This is a genomic window from Mesorhizobium onobrychidis, assembly GCF_024707545.1.
Lineage (GTDB): Bacteria > Pseudomonadota > Alphaproteobacteria > Rhizobiales > Rhizobiaceae > Mesorhizobium > Mesorhizobium onobrychidis.
Genome location: NZ_CP062229.1, coordinates 2,249,298 through 2,265,843 on the forward strand (window position 1 = coordinate 2,249,298; position 16,546 = coordinate 2,265,843).

Annotated in this window: 19 protein-coding genes; 6 read left to right on the forward strand and 13 right to left on the reverse strand. The window is 58.4% G+C overall.

The annotated features are described in order from the left end of the window. Window positions 1-623: 623 nt before the first annotated feature. Together IHQ72_RS11160 and IHQ72_RS11165 are read right to left on the reverse strand one after the other, a co-directional pair. A complete protein-coding gene (locus IHQ72_RS11160; RefSeq protein ID WP_258122477.1) occupies window positions 624-899 on the reverse strand; it encodes a hypothetical protein in 276 nt (91 codons plus the stop codon). Window positions 900-1,316: 417 nt separating this feature from the next. Further along, window positions 1,317-2,216: a response regulator transcription factor gene (locus IHQ72_RS11165; RefSeq protein ID WP_309508820.1), complete on the reverse strand. Its 900-nt coding sequence runs from the start codon at window positions 2,214-2,216 to the stop codon at window positions 1,317-1,319. Between the two features lie 482 nt (window positions 2,217-2,698). Here IHQ72_RS11165 and IHQ72_RS11170 point away from each other — a divergent pair, with 482 nt between their 5' ends. Together IHQ72_RS11170 and IHQ72_RS11175 are read left to right on the forward strand one after the other, a co-directional pair. Then, window positions 2,699-3,331, forward strand: a complete 633-nt coding sequence (locus IHQ72_RS11170) for a response regulator transcription factor (protein WP_258122478.1) — start codon at window positions 2,699-2,701, stop codon at window positions 3,329-3,331. A 44-nt stretch (window positions 3,332-3,375) separates the two neighbouring features. Beyond that, window positions 3,376-3,801 carry a response regulator transcription factor gene (locus IHQ72_RS11175; protein ID WP_258122479.1) on the forward strand — a complete coding sequence of 142 codons (426 nt, stop codon included), beginning with the start codon at window positions 3,376-3,378 and terminating at the stop codon, window positions 3,799-3,801. An 88-nt stretch (window positions 3,802-3,889) separates the two neighbouring features. Here the strand turns inward: IHQ72_RS11175 and IHQ72_RS37055 are convergent, their stop codons facing one another. Then, complete coding sequence (locus tag IHQ72_RS37055; protein WP_374120392.1) at window positions 3,890-4,117, reverse strand: PAS domain-containing protein; 228 nt, start codon at window positions 4,115-4,117, stop codon at window positions 3,890-3,892. Window positions 4,118-4,245: 128 nt separating this feature from the next. On the opposite strand from IHQ72_RS37055, the gene IHQ72_RS11180 reads away from it, so the two are divergent. Together IHQ72_RS11180 and IHQ72_RS11185 are read left to right on the forward strand one after the other, a co-directional pair. After that, window positions 4,246-4,374 (forward strand): hypothetical protein, encoded by a 129-nt coding sequence (locus IHQ72_RS11180; protein WP_374120345.1) that lies wholly within the window; start codon window positions 4,246-4,248, stop codon window positions 4,372-4,374. A gap of 150 nt (window positions 4,375-4,524) precedes the next feature. Beyond that, window positions 4,525-6,144 carry a sensor histidine kinase gene (locus tag IHQ72_RS11185; protein WP_258122480.1) on the forward strand — a complete coding sequence of 540 codons (1,620 nt, stop codon included), beginning with the start codon at window positions 4,525-4,527 and terminating at the stop codon, window positions 6,142-6,144. Between the two features lie 796 nt (window positions 6,145-6,940). Here IHQ72_RS11185 and IHQ72_RS11195 read toward each other — a convergent pair. Then, window positions 6,941-7,588 carry a class I SAM-dependent methyltransferase gene (locus tag IHQ72_RS11195; protein ID WP_258122481.1) on the reverse strand — a complete coding sequence of 216 codons (648 nt, stop codon included), beginning with the start codon at window positions 7,586-7,588 and terminating at the stop codon, window positions 6,941-6,943. Between the two features lie 333 nt (window positions 7,589-7,921). Next, entirely contained in the window at window positions 7,922-8,206 is a 285-nt protein-coding gene (locus IHQ72_RS11200; RefSeq protein WP_258122482.1) for a hypothetical protein, read from the reverse strand. Between the two features lie 280 nt (window positions 8,207-8,486). Between IHQ72_RS11200 and IHQ72_RS11205 the strand changes: the two genes are divergently transcribed. Then, window positions 8,487-8,585, forward strand: coding sequence for a hypothetical protein (locus tag IHQ72_RS11205; protein ID WP_258122483.1), 99 nt, complete (start codon window positions 8,487-8,489; stop codon window positions 8,583-8,585). Window positions 8,586-8,637: 52 nt separating this feature from the next. Here IHQ72_RS11205 and IHQ72_RS11210 read toward each other — a convergent pair whose 3' ends face one another. From IHQ72_RS11210 to IHQ72_RS11245, 8 genes are all read right to left on the reverse strand, one after another. Further along, entirely contained in the window at window positions 8,638-9,462 is an 825-nt protein-coding gene (locus IHQ72_RS11210) for a methyltransferase domain-containing protein (RefSeq protein WP_258122484.1), read from the reverse strand. A 641-nt stretch (window positions 9,463-10,103) separates the two neighbouring features. Beyond that, on the reverse strand, window positions 10,104-10,526 hold the full coding sequence (locus tag IHQ72_RS11215; RefSeq protein ID WP_123150025.1) for a YidB family protein: 423 nt from the start codon (window positions 10,524-10,526) through the stop codon (window positions 10,104-10,106). Between the two features lie 474 nt (window positions 10,527-11,000). Further along, window positions 11,001-11,876 (reverse strand): hypothetical protein, encoded by an 876-nt coding sequence (locus tag IHQ72_RS11220; protein ID WP_258122485.1) that lies wholly within the window; start codon window positions 11,874-11,876, stop codon window positions 11,001-11,003. Then, the gene (locus tag IHQ72_RS11225; protein ID WP_123150023.1) at window positions 11,873-12,268 is read right to left on the reverse strand and encodes a phage holin family protein; all 396 of its coding nucleotides are present in this window, start codon (window positions 12,266-12,268) and stop codon (window positions 11,873-11,875) included. Before IHQ72_RS11225 ends, IHQ72_RS11220 begins: the two co-directional genes overlap by 4 nt. Continuing rightward, on the reverse strand, window positions 12,265-12,933 hold the full coding sequence (locus tag IHQ72_RS11230) for a hypothetical protein (protein ID WP_258122487.1): 669 nt from the start codon (window positions 12,931-12,933) through the stop codon (window positions 12,265-12,267). Before IHQ72_RS11230 ends, IHQ72_RS11225 begins: the two co-directional genes overlap by 4 nt. 626 nt (window positions 12,934-13,559) lie before the next feature. Next, window positions 13,560-14,285, reverse strand: a complete 726-nt coding sequence (locus IHQ72_RS11235; protein ID WP_258122488.1) for a Crp/Fnr family transcriptional regulator — start codon at window positions 14,283-14,285, stop codon at window positions 13,560-13,562. Window positions 14,286-14,302: 17 nt separating this feature from the next. After that, window positions 14,303-14,485, reverse strand: a complete 183-nt coding sequence (locus IHQ72_RS11240) for a hypothetical protein (RefSeq protein ID WP_258122489.1) — start codon at window positions 14,483-14,485, stop codon at window positions 14,303-14,305. A gap of 25 nt (window positions 14,486-14,510) precedes the next feature. Then, window positions 14,511-14,699 (reverse strand): hypothetical protein, encoded by a 189-nt coding sequence (locus IHQ72_RS11245; protein ID WP_244602958.1) that lies wholly within the window; start codon window positions 14,697-14,699, stop codon window positions 14,511-14,513. Between the two features lie 742 nt (window positions 14,700-15,441). Here IHQ72_RS11245 and IHQ72_RS11250 point away from each other — a divergent pair. Next, window positions 15,442-16,491: a YihY/virulence factor BrkB family protein gene (locus IHQ72_RS11250; RefSeq protein WP_258122490.1), complete on the forward strand. Its 1,050-nt coding sequence runs from the start codon at window positions 15,442-15,444 to the stop codon at window positions 16,489-16,491. Window positions 16,492-16,546: the final 55 nt, after the last annotated feature.

Consider the following 16,546-nt stretch of genomic DNA (forward strand, 5'->3'; position numbering starts at 1 on the left):
GATGAGAGACCACAGTATCATGATGCGAACTCCTGTCCACAATCTGCTTATTCGGGTGCAGCAGACAGATAAGATCAATTTTGGATTTCAATCTATTGTACGATGGTGTTGACAATACTTTGGCATCAGTGTGCCAGACGAGTGCTCCGTATGGGATCGGCAGGTCCATGACCTGCAGTGACTTTTGTGCCCTTTGCCGATGCCCGATGCCGCTTCAGAGCAAACGAGCGATAAATTCCACTGCCGGCCCTACCGAAGCGCCGGGATCCAACCTTCTCTACGGAGCCGCGCCATGACGGCAACTGAAGCTTGGACATTCTCAGATTTCGAGGGAACATTAATGGACCGATGCCGGCCGGAGCCGCATTCCCGGGGGAGGGACGGGAGAGTTCTCGGCCGACATCGGTCGCCGCCAGTTCGACACGCTGCCTGGCGGGAACTTGGTCTATATCCGGGCCAAGCCGCGGCAGATCCGGTCCACAATCCATAAGAGCGAGATCGACCTCGCTTAATGGCACTACTCGGCTGCTGTTGAAGGATGATGGCGAGCGGTGCTCGCCATCATCTATGCACCTAGAGCCTAGAGGCAGGCTTTATTCCTGATTGGGGAGGTTCAGGGCCGGCTATTTCATTCCGGCCAGCGCATTCACGTTGGCACAGAACTCCGCATAAGGCTTGCTCTGAGCCGAATCCTGGCATTCTCTCATAATCATCATGCGCTGGGCCATCGGCGTGGCCATCAAGGCGACCTTGAGTTCCGGCAACGACTTCAACGTGGTCATGCTACTGTCGGTATAGTACGGCCGGAGGTTGTCCACGACATCGAGTGCGCCGGCGAATGCGGGGCCGCCTACAGCGGAAAAAGCAAATGCGCCGAGACAGATAGCTTTGATATTCATAACGAGCTCCTTTCCCTGGGTTGAGCAATCATCCGTTCGACGACGGGGAAGTGGTCACTTGATGACTTGGGTTGGCCGGAGTGACTCCGGAGTGATTGTTATCCGACCGAAGATGGCCACAAATCTATTACACGATGGTATCGTCGATACTTTAGCATCGGTCGCCAAGCAAAATGCTGAACGAGCCCCGGTACGCCCTCCTAGCTCACTGCTAATCTCAGGGTGGCGACGCGCGCACAATGTCACATCGCCGTTCTGGGTCTGTGCAGCGCTCCCGTAGAAGGCTAATTCGCAGCAAGGAAATCCTGACTTCTGACCGAGCGGTTGCCGATCGTTGCCGCTGGCGACAATCGCCGGCTCGCTCAAATCAGCCCAATCGCCAGCTTCTTTCCTAGCGGCCTCCTGGCCGACGGCTGGTCAGTGCGCGAGGCCGAGCCTCGCGGCCATGTTCACTAGGTCGGGAAGAGATTTCGCTTCCATCTTGCGCATTACCCTGCCCCTGTGGGCCTTCACTGTGATCTCGCTGATGCCCAGCTCAAATGCGACCTGCTTGTTCAGCAACCCGGAGACGACCAGCGCCATGACCTCCTGCTCGCGGCAACTCAGCGATTCGTGGCGATCTTGCAGAGCACGCACCTCCAAATCGAACTCGAGCGCGGTTCTGCTGCGCTTCAGCGCCTCCTCGACGGCGGCCAACAGCACTTCGGTGTGGAATGGTTTCATAAGGAACTCAACAGCGCCTGCTTTCATCGCCTTAACGGTCATAGCCACATCGCCAAATGCCGTGACGAAGACTATTGGCGTATCCATCCGCTCGACAGAGACTAGACTTTGCAAATCAAGCCCGCTGATATCCGGAAGATTGACGTCCAGGATCAAGCAGTTCGGAACACTAGGTCGCGGGAGAGAGAAGAATGCCAGAGCGCACTCGAAAACTTTCGGGCACCAGCCCGCAGAGTGGATGAGCGATTCCAGGGATTCGCGGACGGATCGGTCGTCGTCGACCACGAACACGACCGGTTTGTCTTGCGACATAGATGGCCTAGCGTCAGCAGTTTTCGCCAACTGCATGCCTTGCGAAAAGTTGTTGACAGCCTCCCCCCGGGGCGAGCGGGTCGCCGCCAGGCGCCGACGCAAATCTACAAGGGTCCCTTCTGAAAGGTTGATGCGTAAGGGAGGAATCGCGTTGTTTCCCGGAGTTGCGCCTGACCGGGCGTCGGAGGTGCGTTTGGCTGCCTTGGGAGCAAGGCCGAGAGCGCTGGCGGCGGGCCTATTCGCGAGGACGTTTCGCCACGTAGGTTCGGAAAGGTTATCCACTGCGAGGCTCCTTAGTTCGGCGTTCGGCAACCTGGCGGGTGGATCAAAGGTTGACGAAGTTGCAGCCCCTGGCCGCAGAGCTGCCGCAACGCCGAGTTGCAGTTCACTAGTGACTCATTAGCCCTCTTCAAGTGCTGGTATCCTAAGTTTCTGTGCCGGCTTGGCTATCCAACGCTCGGAAGGGCATGCTCATATCAAAGTATGAATTGGATAATACAGATCGCCGCTTTCTGTCGCGCCATGACGCAAACTCGCTGCGAGAGCATCAATGCAAACCTTGAGTGTTCTTGAGGTTTTTACGCGGGCGAACCTTGGCCTCAGGCAACTCAAGAATAAATCCCGCGCGGGTGGCGCAGATCGTTGCTGGCGCCGTCACGGCGGTCGGAAGCCCGGGGCCGGGAAGCGACGCTCCACCTAAAAGAATGAATCGACTCCGTCACACTTTCGTTTGATGCACGCTCAGAGTTCTGGCATGCTTAGCGATGCCGCTCCCCTCGGACGAGAAATCCATTGTTCACGTGGTCGACGATGACGCGTCGATGCGAGAAGCGTTGCAGGACCTGTTCCTTTCGATAGGGCTCGAAACGCGGACTTATGCAACCGCACAGGATTTCCTCGACACGCCCGTTCCGGATTCTCCGGGCTGTCTTATCATCGATATCCGTTTGCCTGACATGAATGGGCTCGATTTTCAGGCGCAGCTGTCACGGACGGGTGTTCATCTGCCGGTCGTGATGATGACCGGATATGGCGACATTCCCATGTCAGTTCGCGCCATGAAGCGCGGTGCAGTGGACTTTCTCCCAAAGCCATTCAAGGATCAGGACATGCTCGATGCCGTGTTCGCTGCCATAGAGCGCGGGCGGCAGCAGCGCGCCGTCGATGATGATGTTTCGAAAGTGCGGGAGCGATTTGAAACACTGTCGGCACGACAGAAGCAGGTAATGCTACTGGTCACAGACGGAAAGATGAACAAGCAGGTGGCCGGCGACCTCGGAATCAGCGAGATCACCGCCAAAATTCATCGTGGCGCGGCCATGCGGAAGATGGGCGCGAGGACCTTGGCGGACCTGGTCCGGATCGCGGACGTGATCAACCCCAGGCGCCGGCCGTAGGCGCGGAGTAACACTCCCGTATAGGTTGCTTATAGCGGCATCACATGCCAGAAATGGCGATCCTGCTATTCCCCTTAGCTCAAATCCGTGGACAGGACGATGTGTCAAGAGAGTTCCTAATCGCGGTAGTCGATGATGACGAATCATTCCGCATGGCTCTCGTAGATAGCCTTATTTCGCTCGAATATGGGGCATGCGGATTTGCATCCGCGGAGGACTTCATCGCCTGGGAAGCGGGCGCGTCCTATAGCTGCGTCATTGTTGACATTCACATGCCTGGCATGAGCGGACTTGATCTTGCCCGGCTGCTCACAGGGCGGCGGCGCGGTGTGCCGGTGGTTATGGTCACCGCACGTTCAAACCTAGGCATCGACGATCAGGCGGCAGCAAGCGGCGCAACATGCCTGCTCCGAAAGCCGTTCAAAACGGAGGCGTTGATCGACTGTATCGAAAAGGCTCTCAAAGTCTGAGGAGTCCTGAGCGGCCGGCAAGCTCGCAAAAGGCCCGATCCCTACGGGCTGGCTTGTCAACCTTCGATACCTCCCATTCTCAATATCCCTATTCGCCTCCGCCCAAAGACGGCCGCGATGGCTCTAGCGCGTCCTCTTCGCGCCTTCTGTCGTCAACGACAGTCATAAGGCAGTACCAACGGGCAATTCGTCCCTCGCGGTCCCGAGCCGGATTGCCTCGAAACTGGAACCAGCGATACACGCCGTCCAAGCGTCGAAGCCGCGTCTCAAAGGGGATTGGCTGACCAGTCTCGAGCGATCGCGTTAGCGCCTCGATGTGGCGATGGAGATCATCGGGATGGACCGTGCCATTCGTCGCCTAGCTATCACAGGAGACTACCACGCGCGGTCGCCCGGTCGCGTGGACGCCGACATGTCAACTCGTCGCATGAGCTTAGAGCCGCGTTGTGGCGTGCGGCGGTCGCGCATGGCGAACACGAGAAGCGAACCGGCGCACTGAGGGACGAGAACTGGCCCGACTGGTACGCCGAATACATGGTGGCGGAACAGTCCGCCAAGCCGCTGCCGTTCTGAATAGTAGCTATGGTGTTCCTTGCAATTGGAGCGCAGTGTGCAATTGCAAACGAGTGCGTTTGGGCAACAAAGACTCTGCCCTCGTGCGCCCCCTTGGACTGGGCGCGCGACCATGTGCGCGCGGCGGCAACGCCCCTAATGGGGTCATCCATGTCATTGTCTACGGCGATTGTCTGTGTCCGTCCCCCAACTCCCGGTCAGCGCCGCACGGCGCGCGCTTTCCTGCTGGCCCTGCTCGTCATCCTTCTCGGCACATTGCCGTTTGCGGCCATCAAGCTGCCGGAAATCAACGCGATTGTACCGACTCTTGCCGCCGCCCTATTTGTCAGCGACTGCGTCACCGCAGCTTTTCTGTTTGCTCAGTTCTCTATTTTGCGCCAGTGGGCACTTCTGGTGATTGCGAGCGGCTACCTGTTCAGTGCCCTGATCGTGGTTGCACATGCGCTGACTTTCCCGGGTGCGTTCACGCCCACCGGCGTCCTGGGCTCGGGAATGCAATCCGCCGTTTGGCTCTACTGGTTTTGGCATTCAGGGCTGCCCATTGCCATCATCGGCTATGCCCTGCTCAAAAACACGGATCGTGTGGCGGACGTTCGCTTCACGCGACATGCCATCAGCTTGAGCGTCGCGGGCGTTCTTGCCCTCGTCATTGGGTTGTTCTGGTTCGTTACGCAGCATAACGATCTGCTGCCACTAACCTATGTAGACGTTCATCCTGTCGGTCTGTTTCGTCGCATCATCGGCGGGATGGTGGTCCTGGCGCTGGGCGGCATTGCACTTTCGTTGCTATGGCTGCGCCAGCGGTCCTTGCTCGACCTGTGGCTCGCCGTCGCTTTGTGCGCGCTCCTGCTTGAAGTAAGCTTGGGCTCCGTCTTGAGCGCTCGCTACAATCTTACGTGGTATGCCGGCCATTTTTATCAGCTTGTGACAGCCACCATCGTAATGGTGGTATTGGTTGCAGAGATGGCACGACTGTATGACGGCCTCGCTCGTTCGAACACCATGCTGGATCAAGAGCGCATGAGGCTGCAGCGCGCTATTGATGCGCAAAGCCGCGAGCGCGATGCCCGACTGATGACCGGCGACGCCGTTGCCGCCACGATTGCACACGAGGTCAAGCAGCCCCTTGCTGCTATGATAACGAGATCCGACACCGGTTTACGCTGGCTCGATCGCGCGGTTCCCGATCTAGATAAGGCGAGAACGGAGTTTACGAAGATCGCAGCTGACGGGCATCGCGCGGCCGCGGTGATCGAGAGCATCCGGGCGACCTTCCGGAAGGATGACCGCGTCAGAGCTTCGTTCGACGTCGACAAACTCATTGATGAAGCCATCGCTTTGCTTCAGGACGATCTGAAAAGTCACCGGATATTGGTCAAGGTTGAGCGAAGCGCGCGGCCGCTGCGGGTGATGGGAGATCGAATTCAGGTGCAGCAGGTGCTCCTCAATCTGATCACGAATGCGATTGAGGCAATGACCACTGTGGATGGTCCACGCGATCTCGCCGTTAGTTCAAATCCTCACGACGATGGGGGTGTAGTGATTTCGGTGGCTGACACTGGCATGGGGATCGACCCGCAGGACCTCCAGAGGATATTCGATCCGCTCTTCACCACCAAATCTCGCGGGATGGGAATGGGCCTATCGATCTGTCGTTCAATCATCCAAGCGCACGACGGCATGCTCTGGGTATCGCCCAACGCACCACGGGGCTCAAAGTTTCAATTCGTTTTGGGTGCCAATATCGCATCCTCCGTCGGCGGGGTGTGAGCCCCTTGGAAGTGGAGACCACACACCGTTTGGTTCCGCCCTCCAATGTAGTCCGAGGCGCACGATCGGCTCGGCTCGGGGTTCGAACAGCTTAACACGGTCGGCCCACTCACGGATTCAACGGCGGACGGCGAAAGCCCGGAGCATGCTTTCGACCTGGTTCGGCCCTCAATGCAACGTTCAACCTGTCGGAGCGCCAAACCGAGCGTCGGCTCCATTTCCGGATTCGATCTCGGTGACTCCTGGATGATTGCAATGCCCTCGGCTTCGGCAAAGCGAGTCACGGCAGTACGCTGTGCATCGATGCCCAAGCCTGAACGTCCTTGCCGCTGGGTCGAGACCCCGATAGTAGGCGACTGCTCTCGTCATGCTGCTGTTTCCGGGGTGTACAGTTTGCTCACACGAGCGAACAGGCAAGTCGTCGCTTAGAATATCGAACAGAATCAGCAGTTTGAATTTGGTTCTTGGAGTCCGACTCTAGTATCCAGTCACTGCCGAGCGCGACTGATGGTGTACAAGGCGGCGATCGATCAGTGGGCCAAGGCGCGGGTTGGCGACAGCGAGTCCCGGCCCGGCAGTTCCGCGCCTGATGTCGGCCGTTGAGGTCAGTTTTGAGACGTCCGCGGTTGCGCATTCCAGACCTCTAAGTCGCGCCCCATGTCGTGGCGATTGTCCTCGTTGGCATTCGCCAACCATCGAAGTCAGGATCAAATCCGGACGAGAAAGACCAAGTCGGCTTTGGGGCGGGAAAACAGCGCGAGCGTTATCGCTTGGTCGAGCCCGCGGGGAAACTGGCCTATGACTTTCTAAAGAAGCCGGACAGAATATTCGGACCCACTTCGCCGGGCCGCAGTCTAATCCCGTCCTCGAAGCAGTTCAGCGTCACGCACTGGAAGCCGCTGTGTGCGAGGAGTGCCACCAGCGAGTCACGGTCGAAATGGTGCAGGTGCTCGTTGGGGAGACGCATACGCCACGTTCGGAACCACGCGTCGCCGGGGGTGCCGAGCTCGCGCCAGCGGCAATAAGGGACGGCGACGGCCAGGTAGCGGGCCTGAAGGCGGGCGAGGAAACCCAGGTCCGGGATGTGCTCAAGCACGTCGAACATGGCGACGAGATCCCACGAGCTGGCGAGAGCCTCATCCCAATCGACAAAGCGGACGCCCTTGGGTAGCGGAAACCTGGCGATGTCGCAGCCGGCGCAGTCGGCGACCCCGGTTATTTTCGCGGCTTCGACGAATGTGCCCGTGCCATATCCAATCTCCAGCACGGACCGAGGAATTTGGCCGGTGATTCCCAGCACCCAGCCAAGTCGCTGATATCCGAGCTTGATGGTCCGGTCACTCAGGTCCTCGTAATAGGAAATGTATTGCTTGTCGTACTTGATCGGTGTGAAGTCGATCTGGTGGATCACGCCAAACCCGTCGACCTCGTAGTTGTCCAACATTAGCGTGCGGCCTCCGGCTTCCGAATTCCTTACATGGCAGAGCTAAACGCAACGTAACCGGACAACCGAGCGGTTCCGATTCAAGCTAATATTGGCCGATTGGAAGGCCTTGGAAATGTTCTATCGTTTCGTCACGCTGCACTATCGAAACGGAGGCAGGACGAAACGCACAATGGCAGCCTTGGCGGTTGTCCAGGCAATGGCGCGGATATGTCGGCAGACGATCGATGATCTATCGGATTAACTGGGGACTAGTCGCCATGCTGCTCGCCGCGGCCTTCATTCTGGCGTTGTGCCTGCGTCGCTAGCTTGTGGCCTTAGTCGAATGAAGGGTTATTTCATCCACCCGCGCAGAGTGTCCAGCGTTCGCTTTAGCCACCCGTGTTCCCAGCCAAACATAGTGACGTAGTTGGTCACTTCGGTCACGTCCTGCTGGCCAGGTTCCGTGATCTTGAACCCCTGATAATTCATGCAGCTGTAGAGAGCCCCCGGCTGAGGATTGAGAACTCGGCATTTAAACATCGCGTCGACGGCGTTTTGCTCGCTGTTTGGCGCAAGGATCATCATCCAAACAACGATGAAGAAGGCTGCGCCGCTTATTGCGGAATTGTTGGTCATCCGACTGACCACAGTCCGCCGTCCGATGCGTAGCCCGGCGCGGTCCGGCAAATGTCGCTGCAGGAGTGGGAGGAGCGGTTCAAGCCGAAGGCGTCGGCACCGCATCAGGGTAGCGACAAGCCCGCCGCCGAACCAGACGGAGCCGGAGGACGAGATCGGGATCCTCGAAACCATCCGGCGGGCCAAGGCGGCCAGACGAGGCAGGGCCAGTTAGCGGGAACTCCCCGGTCCGGCGTGGACCAAGCGGGGACCCAAGTGGACGAAGGCGGTCGAAGCCTGCATGGCCTGCATTGAAGGTGAGGGCACACCCGAGGACGTAAGGAAGGCCTTCGAGATTGCTGCCAAGGAGGAGGGGTTGCTACGCTCCTCCTCTAATTAGGCTCACTTTGCGTGGGCGCTGTTGAACACCGGATGCCGCAGAGTCAGCTGCACTATTTGCGTGCGAGCACGACGTGAGCCTCTTGGGGGAACATCAGCTCCCCTCCAGTTGAATAGATTGCCAGCGAAGAACTTACATCACCCATGATCGCTGCGATGACTGCGTCGCGATGTCCGGCATCCATTCCGCTGACCAGCCCTGCCTGCGGAGTCGCTGCCAGCTGTAGTCGCACATATTCCTTTGACGAGGGGAATCGGATGTTCTGTGTCGTCGTGTCGATGGTCACCTGACGAAATCCCGCCCCGGCCACCAATCGGTAAAGCTCGTCTGCATCGGCGAGCGAATGCTCGGACCGTTTCGTTGCCGAAGCGCCTGGACCGAGGTGTCGATCCAAGGCATCCGCCAGCGCCTTTGCCGCAGGAGTGCGCTCAATAGCTCTGAAAACGCTTAAGGCCAGTCGGCCGTTAGGCACCAGAACCCGGAACATCTCACGTAGCGCACTCGATCGGTCCGGAAAAAACTGCAGTCCGAGTTGGCAAAGAACCAGATCGAAGGTGGCGTCAGGGAACGGCATTTCGAGCGCGCTTCCCTCGTGCCAGTCGATGAGCGGTCCAGCGCCTCTCGGGAGCGATCGAGCAACGGCAAGCATGCCCGTGTTGATGTCGAGGCCGACGACCTGCCCACTTCCCATACGCTCGGCCGCCAAGCGTGCCACCACGCCGGTGCCGCAAGCTACGTCCAGAACCCGCTCACCAGATAGAGGCGCGGCACGATCCACGAGGTCGGCAGCCCACAGGGCTGTGATTGCCGGGACCAGGTAGCGCTCGTAGAGTTCCGCGGCGCTGCCTTCCAGCTGCCACTGCTCCTGCTCGGCCATAGCGTTCCTTTCCGCACAACGAGCCGCTCGGCAAAAGGCTCGATCGTCGCTTTTAAGCAGCCATCATAAAGCGCGTGTCTGTCAAACAAGCAACCGCGCGCCAACCGGCGGTTGGTAGACGCGACGCAGCCGGCGCGCATAGGATTTCTGCGCACCGGGCACACCACCCCCGCCCACCCCTCGTGCCTGGTGAACCGACTTGTTGCCCGCCGTGCCGAAAGGTGCGGCGGGCTTTTTTGCTGTCCGGGTGGAACCCGATCTGGCCACAAGCGTTCGGTGCGGCAACAAAGCGCCGTGCGTCAAAGTGGGAGGAACAATGCGGGAAAGGCAAGGCTTCACCGATAAAGAAAGACACGACAGGCAGGAGCGCACGTCGGATGCTAAAAGGGCATTCACAGACTTCGAGCGTGTGGCACGAGAAGCAAAGACGGCTCGGCTGCGGCAGCAACGACTAAAGGCCGAAACCGCTCTTCCTGCTGAATTGGCAGCGAAACCGAAGAGGAACCGAAAAGACAAAAGGTCTAGTAGGCAAGCGGGTTAGGCTTCTGCAGCATGTTCTCGCAGACATTGCTGTGGAGATCGCATTGCCCGATCAGCCGCGCTCTCCGGGCGAGGACGCGGGTTCCCTTTTCGGCCTGGCGCTAAGTGCGACTAGCTCCAGGCACCTCGTCGAGGAGATTTGGACCTTTGCTCACAGGCATTTGGCCGTCGGGAGTAAGCTTGTCCACCGCGTCGGGCAGTTCTCTTGTGAGCCGGTCGAGAAGTTCCTCGCGGGACAATCCGGTTTGCTCCGCGAGATCGCTTAACGTTTGCGGGTCGATCGCTTTCTCAACCTGGTCGCGCTGAACGGGGCGATTTGATCCTGTACCAACCCAGGAATCAACTTGATCGCCCGCACCCGCATTCCTGAGACGATCCAGGATATCGCCGAGCCCGCCGGGGGAGCCAGCGCTTTTGGGATCTGTCGAGTTCCTACCGGCGATTAACTCGCCGATCTTGTCCCTATTCTTGTAGGCAAGCAGGCCAAGCAAGGCTATGGCGACTTTTCCTATGTCAAGGCTCATTTCGCATCTCCTTCCATGAAGAAGGGACAAGGCATGCGGCTTTGAAAGGTTCCACTGTGTTGCTACTGGGCTGGTTTACCGTTCGGTGAGCCGAGCGATTGCGGCTTCGCGGTCGGCTTCTGGCGGGACTTCAGCACGCGCCCCGCGGAGAATGATGGACGATCCGTGATGCCAATCGTCTCGATCGGTTCGGGCGCTTGAGCTTGCGCCAAATCCTCCCAACGAGGAACTCGACGGGTTCTCCGATCGTTGAATGCCTTTGATCGAGCCGCCGTCCTGCCGTCCACCTCGATACGCAAAACGGAATACGATCCGGAGCGTAGAACCCTCTCGGTGTGGTTCATGGCCAGCGGTTAAGGGCCGCTATTTCAACGACTACATCCGCAATCACTTCCGATACCGTGTGGTTACGACCGGCGATGATGCCGGATGACGTCCTATGGACCACGCCCGTCATTCAGGCTGGTGGCGACGCTATGAGTTGGTAGAAGACTCGTCCGACGACCCCGGCAAACGATCGCGAATGGCTTCCTCGGTTCGCTTTGCGGTCGATTCCACAACTTTGCCGACCTTGCCTGCTAGCGTGTCGGCATCTCCACCCGAGCCTTGCCGGTCGGCCTCTTCCTTGACCGTTTCGTAGGCCTCGGCGGCAACTTGCTTTGCTTGCTCCAGGCCCGTTTCGAGAACCTCCTCCGCACTGTCGCGAATTTTGTCGCGGTAGGCGCCAAGTTGCTCGTCCTCTGTGGCTGTGTGGGGCAGCATCACCCCGATAGCAGTGCCCAGCGCAAGGCCGACTGCGGCGATAGCCAGCGGTTCGCGCTCGAAGAGGTCCTGTGCCGATTGGCGCGTCCGAGCCGCTATCTCGCTGGCGCTTGAGCCGAGCTGTCCGGCGGTTTTTGTCATCCTCTCCTTGGCGCCCGTTGCAGCGTTTGCTGCAGCCTCGGCCGCGCCGCTTGCTGCTGATGTAACCGAACCGGCGGTATCGGAGAGCATCGCAGTGATTCCGGACCCTTCGTTGCCCTGGCTGAAATCATCGCCGCGCAAGTTAGAGAAAGCGTCGGGAGCCGTGCCTGTCCGATAGGCGGCGGCAGCTGAGTTGGTTGGCGACGTGCCGTTGCCGAGCATCAGCCAGGCCAGGCCGGCTCCAATCAACGTCAGCGGCAACGGGTTGTTGACTTGCGACTTGAGGTTGCCAAGCATGGCGGATCCTTCGCCGGCGAACATTCCGGTAAATTCGTCGATCAATTGACCCGGTGTCATCTTGCTGCGGATCGAATCGGCGGTGTCTGCTACTTTCGCCCGGGCGATGTCGGCATCGCGTTCAAGCTCGGCTGCGGATTTGTCGCTCATCTGATTTGATCCTTGATCACGCGCGCGTCGCGCTTGAGTTGGTCTTGTGTGCGATCGGGCGTCAGCTCGGAAGGAGCCATGCTTTTCGTGCCAGAGCGCAAGAGAATGATTCCCAGTATCGCGACGACGATCCCGACCAGCAGCGAGGACCATCCCGCTCCCAAGCCGGCACTCGCCAGGGCGATTACGAGTGCTTGCAAAAGCACTATCAAGGCCGCGAGAAGGCATATCGCGCCGCCCAGAACCTCGGCGGCGCCTGTGCCGGCCTTGCTAATTTTTTCCGAAATTTCGGCCCGCAACAGCCTACTTTCGGTTTGAAGCAGGGTTGTGACCTGCTGTGCCAGATCGCTGACGAGGGTTGCGAGGCCGCGACTTTCCTGATTGTTGGTCATGGGTTCTGCTCCAGGCTTGCGCCTGCCCAGTCGTCGCCGGCCAGATCATCGCCGGCCAAGTCATCGTCGCGCTGGCTGGAGCGGGCCGGCGTCGGGTCGGATGCCTCTGCCGATCGCGTAGCGGACTCATCCGAGTTCGAAACCGTTTCTGAATCCCTGTGTGTTTGCGATCGACTCTGTGTCTCGGCCCGGGCAGATGGCGGCGAGCTCTTGATAAACCGCCCCAGCGCCAAGCCTGCCAATACTGAACCGGCGATCAGCGCTCCTGAGTTTTCGCGGCCGAACGACCGCATCTCGCCAAGAACATCTTCGAATGGTTTGTCCTTCAACGAAGATGAAAAGCGTTCAAGTGCGCCGGCGGCATCAAGGGTGAACTTTGAAGCGGTCCGTTGATCATTATTGGCCAGATGCTCGCTTGCCGCTCGCAACGCTCCGCTAAAGGCCTTTAGGTTGGAGCTGATATCGCGCTGTGTTCCCTCGGCTTTGTTGAATATTTCCTGCTTCGCTTCCGAAGCGTAATCGCCCGCCTTCCTGGTGAGTTCATCGCGAGCGTCATGTAGCGCCTCTGTCGCGGTGTGCGTTTCCTGCTGGAACCGCTCGGACAGTTCGCTTTTGGCTGTTTCGAAATCGGCCGGCTTACGGCCCTGATCGTCTTCGCGCTGCATGGTATCTCCTAATGGAATCCGAGGAAGGAGAGGATCGCAAGCACTACGACGACGAGGCCGATGAGATAGATGACATTGTTCATGGTGGCAATCTCCTCCATTGCCTAACGAACTTGCCTGCGGCAAACAGGTTCCATCATTTGGAGCTAAATTAGCAATAGCGCATCAGGCCGGCGAGCCTGTGGACTCTCTTGGAATTCGCACACGCCGTATGGGCGGCCGTGCGGCGCCTCCGCGTTCGGATTTCAAGGGCTCATGGTCAGGAAGTATAATGAAGCACTACGCCTAGGTCACATTAAGATCAAAGCTCACCGGAAGACCGTGGTCTATTGCACGACTAGCGATCATGTTCGCTAGGTCGGAATCAGAGACCGAACATGCCGGAACAATCTGTTTGAGCGCTTTAACGGCGAGCCCCGTCGATATGAAACTATGCCGCCGCCTCCGAACATCTACATACTGTTCGATGAGGTTTTCGAGTTCACGCATGTGCAATCCTTTTTGGACGTCAACTGTGCCAGTTGAACCCAGCTTTAATCCATCCGGAGCAAGGGCTCATTCACATTGTTTAATGGACGAGAATCTTGATGCCGCATTGGCGCGCTGGCGCGTCTTGGCCGAGGCGGTCACCGCGGTTCGTGAAAGAGATTTAGGTAGGTCGCATCAAAGTCGGCCAGTAATGCCAATCGCTGGAAATCCAGGATAACAATCCTCCTGTCTTTCCAGCTAACCAGGTCCTTCGCTCGAAGTTCCTGCAGCGTCCGATTCACGTGAACTACCGATAGACCAAGCACGTCGCCCAATTCCGCTTGCGTCAGTGGAATCGCGAACGTCTGGTCAGAGGCCAATCCAACTATTTCTAAGCGGACATACAACTCGCAAATTACATGTGCGAGATGCTGTTTGGCGGAGCGACGCCCGAGACAGGTTATCCAAGTTCGTTGGATTGAGGCATCGATAGTGGTTGAAAGCCAGAGCATCCGGGTGAGATGTGGACTTCCACCCATTGCTGTGAGCAGGTCTTTGTGTCGAATGAAAACTACATCGCACGAGCCCAGGGCGCTCACGCTGTGATCCATCACTTTGAGCAGTAAACTATGCAGATCGACAAAGTCTCCCGGCACGTGAATTGCCGTTATTTGACGCTTACCTTCTCGAATAGCCTGGTTTCGAACTGCGAAACCATTCGCAATAAGACAGCTTTCGGCGGGGCGGGAACCCTCCCTGACAATCTCCTCATCGGGTCCGAAAGTTACCGGCCGGACCGGAAGAGCCTCAATAAGCGTGATTTCGTCTCGCGGCAGGGTGTCGCGGCGGTCGAGCATGCGAACTAAAAGGTCTTTGCCGAACATCGCAGTCCCTGACCAAATCAGGAATCGAATTCCAGCGGCTCGTGCCCCGGCTGATCGTGCCAGATGACGCGCCGCAGGTCCCGAGCATCTACAACTTGGTCGCCTGTCGGGCACAGATAGAAATGGTCGCTTTCATGCTCGACCTCTTCGCTATGCAGCTTGCCTGTAATGGGCGGCCCTAGTTGTGAAAGGTTGGTCATTGTTCGAGAATCGTTCTTTTTTGAGTCACGGCGTTCCGAGCCTCTGAGCCTCCCGACACAGGGTCTCGCGATCATTACCGTGCTTGCCAAAAAGGTCGCGGATCCTGCGGTATTGAGAGGCCGAACTTAATGGCGAAATAGCAGAACTCATATTTTTCGTCACCCGCGACGCGGTTTCCGCCCCAGAACCTCTATTGCACTTGTCGTCGGCCATTTTGATTTCCTCCCTGGCTGGCCTTCAGATCAAGCGCAACGCGGATCAGCAACATTTGTTGCCGCCTCCCATTAGAATCACGTTATGTTCCGTCTAGCTAATATATACCGCCGACCCAGACTCGATCAGGTGGGCAAACCTGTGAGTGCCGCGCCGGCCGGCTCGAGTTCATTCCGCCGATGCCTACCTGGTAGCCAAGCCGCCCCAAGGTGACGACTGGATTCACGAGGCCCAGTTCGACAGCCACCGCTCGCAGATCGTTATGAGCCGCAAGTTTTGAGTTGCGTCTGCACGAGTAATTGCCTGGGGTGAGTTCGGGTAATTGCCATGTGCAGGGTCCGCGATTTCGCCCAGCTTCAACTGTCAGGAGGCGATGGAGCCTGGCTTTCAAGCGATGGTCGATTGCATGCTAGAGGCCGGCTGGACGCGCCGAGAGAGGCGCAGCTCGCGATCGCCCATGCCATAATCCGCGCCGGCCGGTCGCGCTAAGTTAAAACGCAGTCAGCCGACTGCCGCGAATGGCCGACATGGTGGAAAGCTGGCGTATTCTCATTGGTCGCTCGAACAAGCCATTGAGGGGTCGTGGGCAGGGCAGTGTTGCTATTAAATCAACTCGTCGCATGGGATTGGCGCAGTGTTTCTGCAGTCGGCGGATGTTTATTTGTGAGCGCAGGTCTGCACCTGCATCCTTTGGCGCTATTACACGTTTGCCCCGCGAAGAAGATGCTCTGGGCCGGCAGCCATGTCGAAGAAAACAACCGACGACGCTTACGAAGTTCAAGTGCAACTTGAGCGGCGGGCCGGACGGGAGGGCCGCGGGCGCGATGCCGAATGGCCGTCAGAGATTCCCAGCCGCGGCTGGAAGGACGTGCTGTGGCGGCTCTTTGCTGAGGTAACCGAGGACCGTGTTATGCTGATTGCGGCCGGGGCCGCATTCTATCTGCTCCTTGCCCTCTTTCCAGCGCTTGCCGCGTTCGTGTCCATCTACGGTTTCGTCGCCGATCCTCAGACCATCGCTGAGCACATTGCGTTCCTTGGCGGCGTACTGCCTTCGGGCGGTCTGGATATTATCAGATCTCAGCTTGCGTCCTTGGCCGCTCAGAAGACTGGCGCGCTTAGCTTCGGCTTCATCTTCGGCCTTGCCGTCGCACTGTGGAGCGCCAGTAACGGCATCAAGACGCTATTCGAAGCCATGAACATCGCCTACGAGGAGAGTGAAAAGCGCGGCTTTATCTATCTGAATCTCCTGGCCTTGGGCTTCACACTTGGCGCCATCCTCATCGGTATTGGGTTTATCGTCTCGGTGGGGATCGTGCCGGCCATGCTTGCGCTGCTGAACCTCGGCAGCTGGACCGAAGCCCTTGTGCGGATCTTTCGGTGGCCGATGATGCTGATCATGGTCGGCCTCGGGATTATGCTGATCTATCGCTACGGCCCCAGCCGCGAAAGGGCAAAGTGGCAATGGGCGACATGGGGCGCCTTCCTCGCGGCTGTGGTCTGGATCGCAGTCTCGATAGGATTCTCCTATTATTTTGAAAACTTCGCCGACTACAACGCGACGTATGGAGCCCTGGGGGCAGTCATCGGCTTGATGATGTGGACCTGGATCTCCGTGATTGTCCTGATTGTGGGTGCGGAGCTGAATGCCGAGATGGAGCATCAGACTGCCAAGGACACCACCACAGGTGCGCAGCAGCCGATGGGTGCGCGAGGTGCCACGGTCGCCGACACGCTGGGCGGATCGGCCGATGCCGCCGACCAGCAGTCGCGTTCGGGCGAGCACAACACTTAGCGCGCAGATCACTTGGAATCTCCGCGCAACTTCGCTTGGCGCAATCACTGACATC

Excerpts from the sequence above, each read along its gene's own strand:
- IHQ72_RS11210 (WP_258122484.1), bottom strand. The coding sequence starts at position 9,462 with ATGGCCGAGCAGGAGCAGTGGCAGCTGGAAGGCAGCGCCGCGGAACTC.
- IHQ72_RS11205 (WP_258122483.1), top strand. The coding sequence starts at position 8,487 with ATGGCCTGCATTGAAGGTGAGGGCACACCCGAGGACGTAAGGAAGGCC.
- IHQ72_RS11160 (WP_258122477.1), bottom strand. The coding sequence starts at position 899 with ATGAATATCAAAGCTATCTGTCTCGGCGCATTTGCTTTTTCCGCTGTA.
- IHQ72_RS11240 (WP_258122489.1), bottom strand. The coding sequence starts at position 14,485 with ATGACCAACCTTTCACAACTAGGGCCGCCCATTACAGGCAAGCTGCAT.
- IHQ72_RS11230 (WP_258122487.1), bottom strand. The coding sequence starts at position 12,933 with ATGCAGCGCGAAGACGATCAGGGCCGTAAGCCGGCCGATTTCGAAACA.
- IHQ72_RS11200 (WP_258122482.1), bottom strand. The coding sequence starts at position 8,206 with ATGACCAACAATTCCGCAATAAGCGGCGCAGCCTTCTTCATCGTTGTT.
- IHQ72_RS11195 (WP_258122481.1), bottom strand. The coding sequence starts at position 7,588 with ATGTTGGACAACTACGAGGTCGACGGGTTTGGCGTGATCCACCAGATC.
- IHQ72_RS11170 (WP_258122478.1), top strand. The coding sequence starts at position 2,699 with ATGCCGCTCCCCTCGGACGAGAAATCCATTGTTCACGTGGTCGACGAT.
- IHQ72_RS11175 (WP_258122479.1), top strand. The coding sequence starts at position 3,376 with ATGCCAGAAATGGCGATCCTGCTATTCCCCTTAGCTCAAATCCGTGGA.
- IHQ72_RS11235 (WP_258122488.1), bottom strand. The coding sequence starts at position 14,285 with ATGTTCGGCAAAGACCTTTTAGTTCGCATGCTCGACCGCCGCGACACC.
- IHQ72_RS11250 (WP_258122490.1), top strand. The coding sequence starts at position 15,442 with ATGTCGAAGAAAACAACCGACGACGCTTACGAAGTTCAAGTGCAACTT.
- IHQ72_RS11225 (WP_123150023.1), bottom strand. The coding sequence starts at position 12,268 with ATGACCAACAATCAGGAAAGTCGCGGCCTCGCAACCCTCGTCAGCGAT.
- IHQ72_RS11185 (WP_258122480.1), top strand. The coding sequence starts at position 4,525 with ATGTCATTGTCTACGGCGATTGTCTGTGTCCGTCCCCCAACTCCCGGT.
- IHQ72_RS11245 (WP_244602958.1), bottom strand. The coding sequence starts at position 14,699 with ATGGCCGACGACAAGTGCAATAGAGGTTCTGGGGCGGAAACCGCGTCG.
- IHQ72_RS11215 (WP_123150025.1), bottom strand. The coding sequence starts at position 10,526 with ATGAGCCTTGACATAGGAAAAGTCGCCATAGCCTTGCTTGGCCTGCTT.
- IHQ72_RS11220 (WP_258122485.1), bottom strand. The coding sequence starts at position 11,876 with ATGAGCGACAAATCCGCAGCCGAGCTTGAACGCGATGCCGACATCGCC.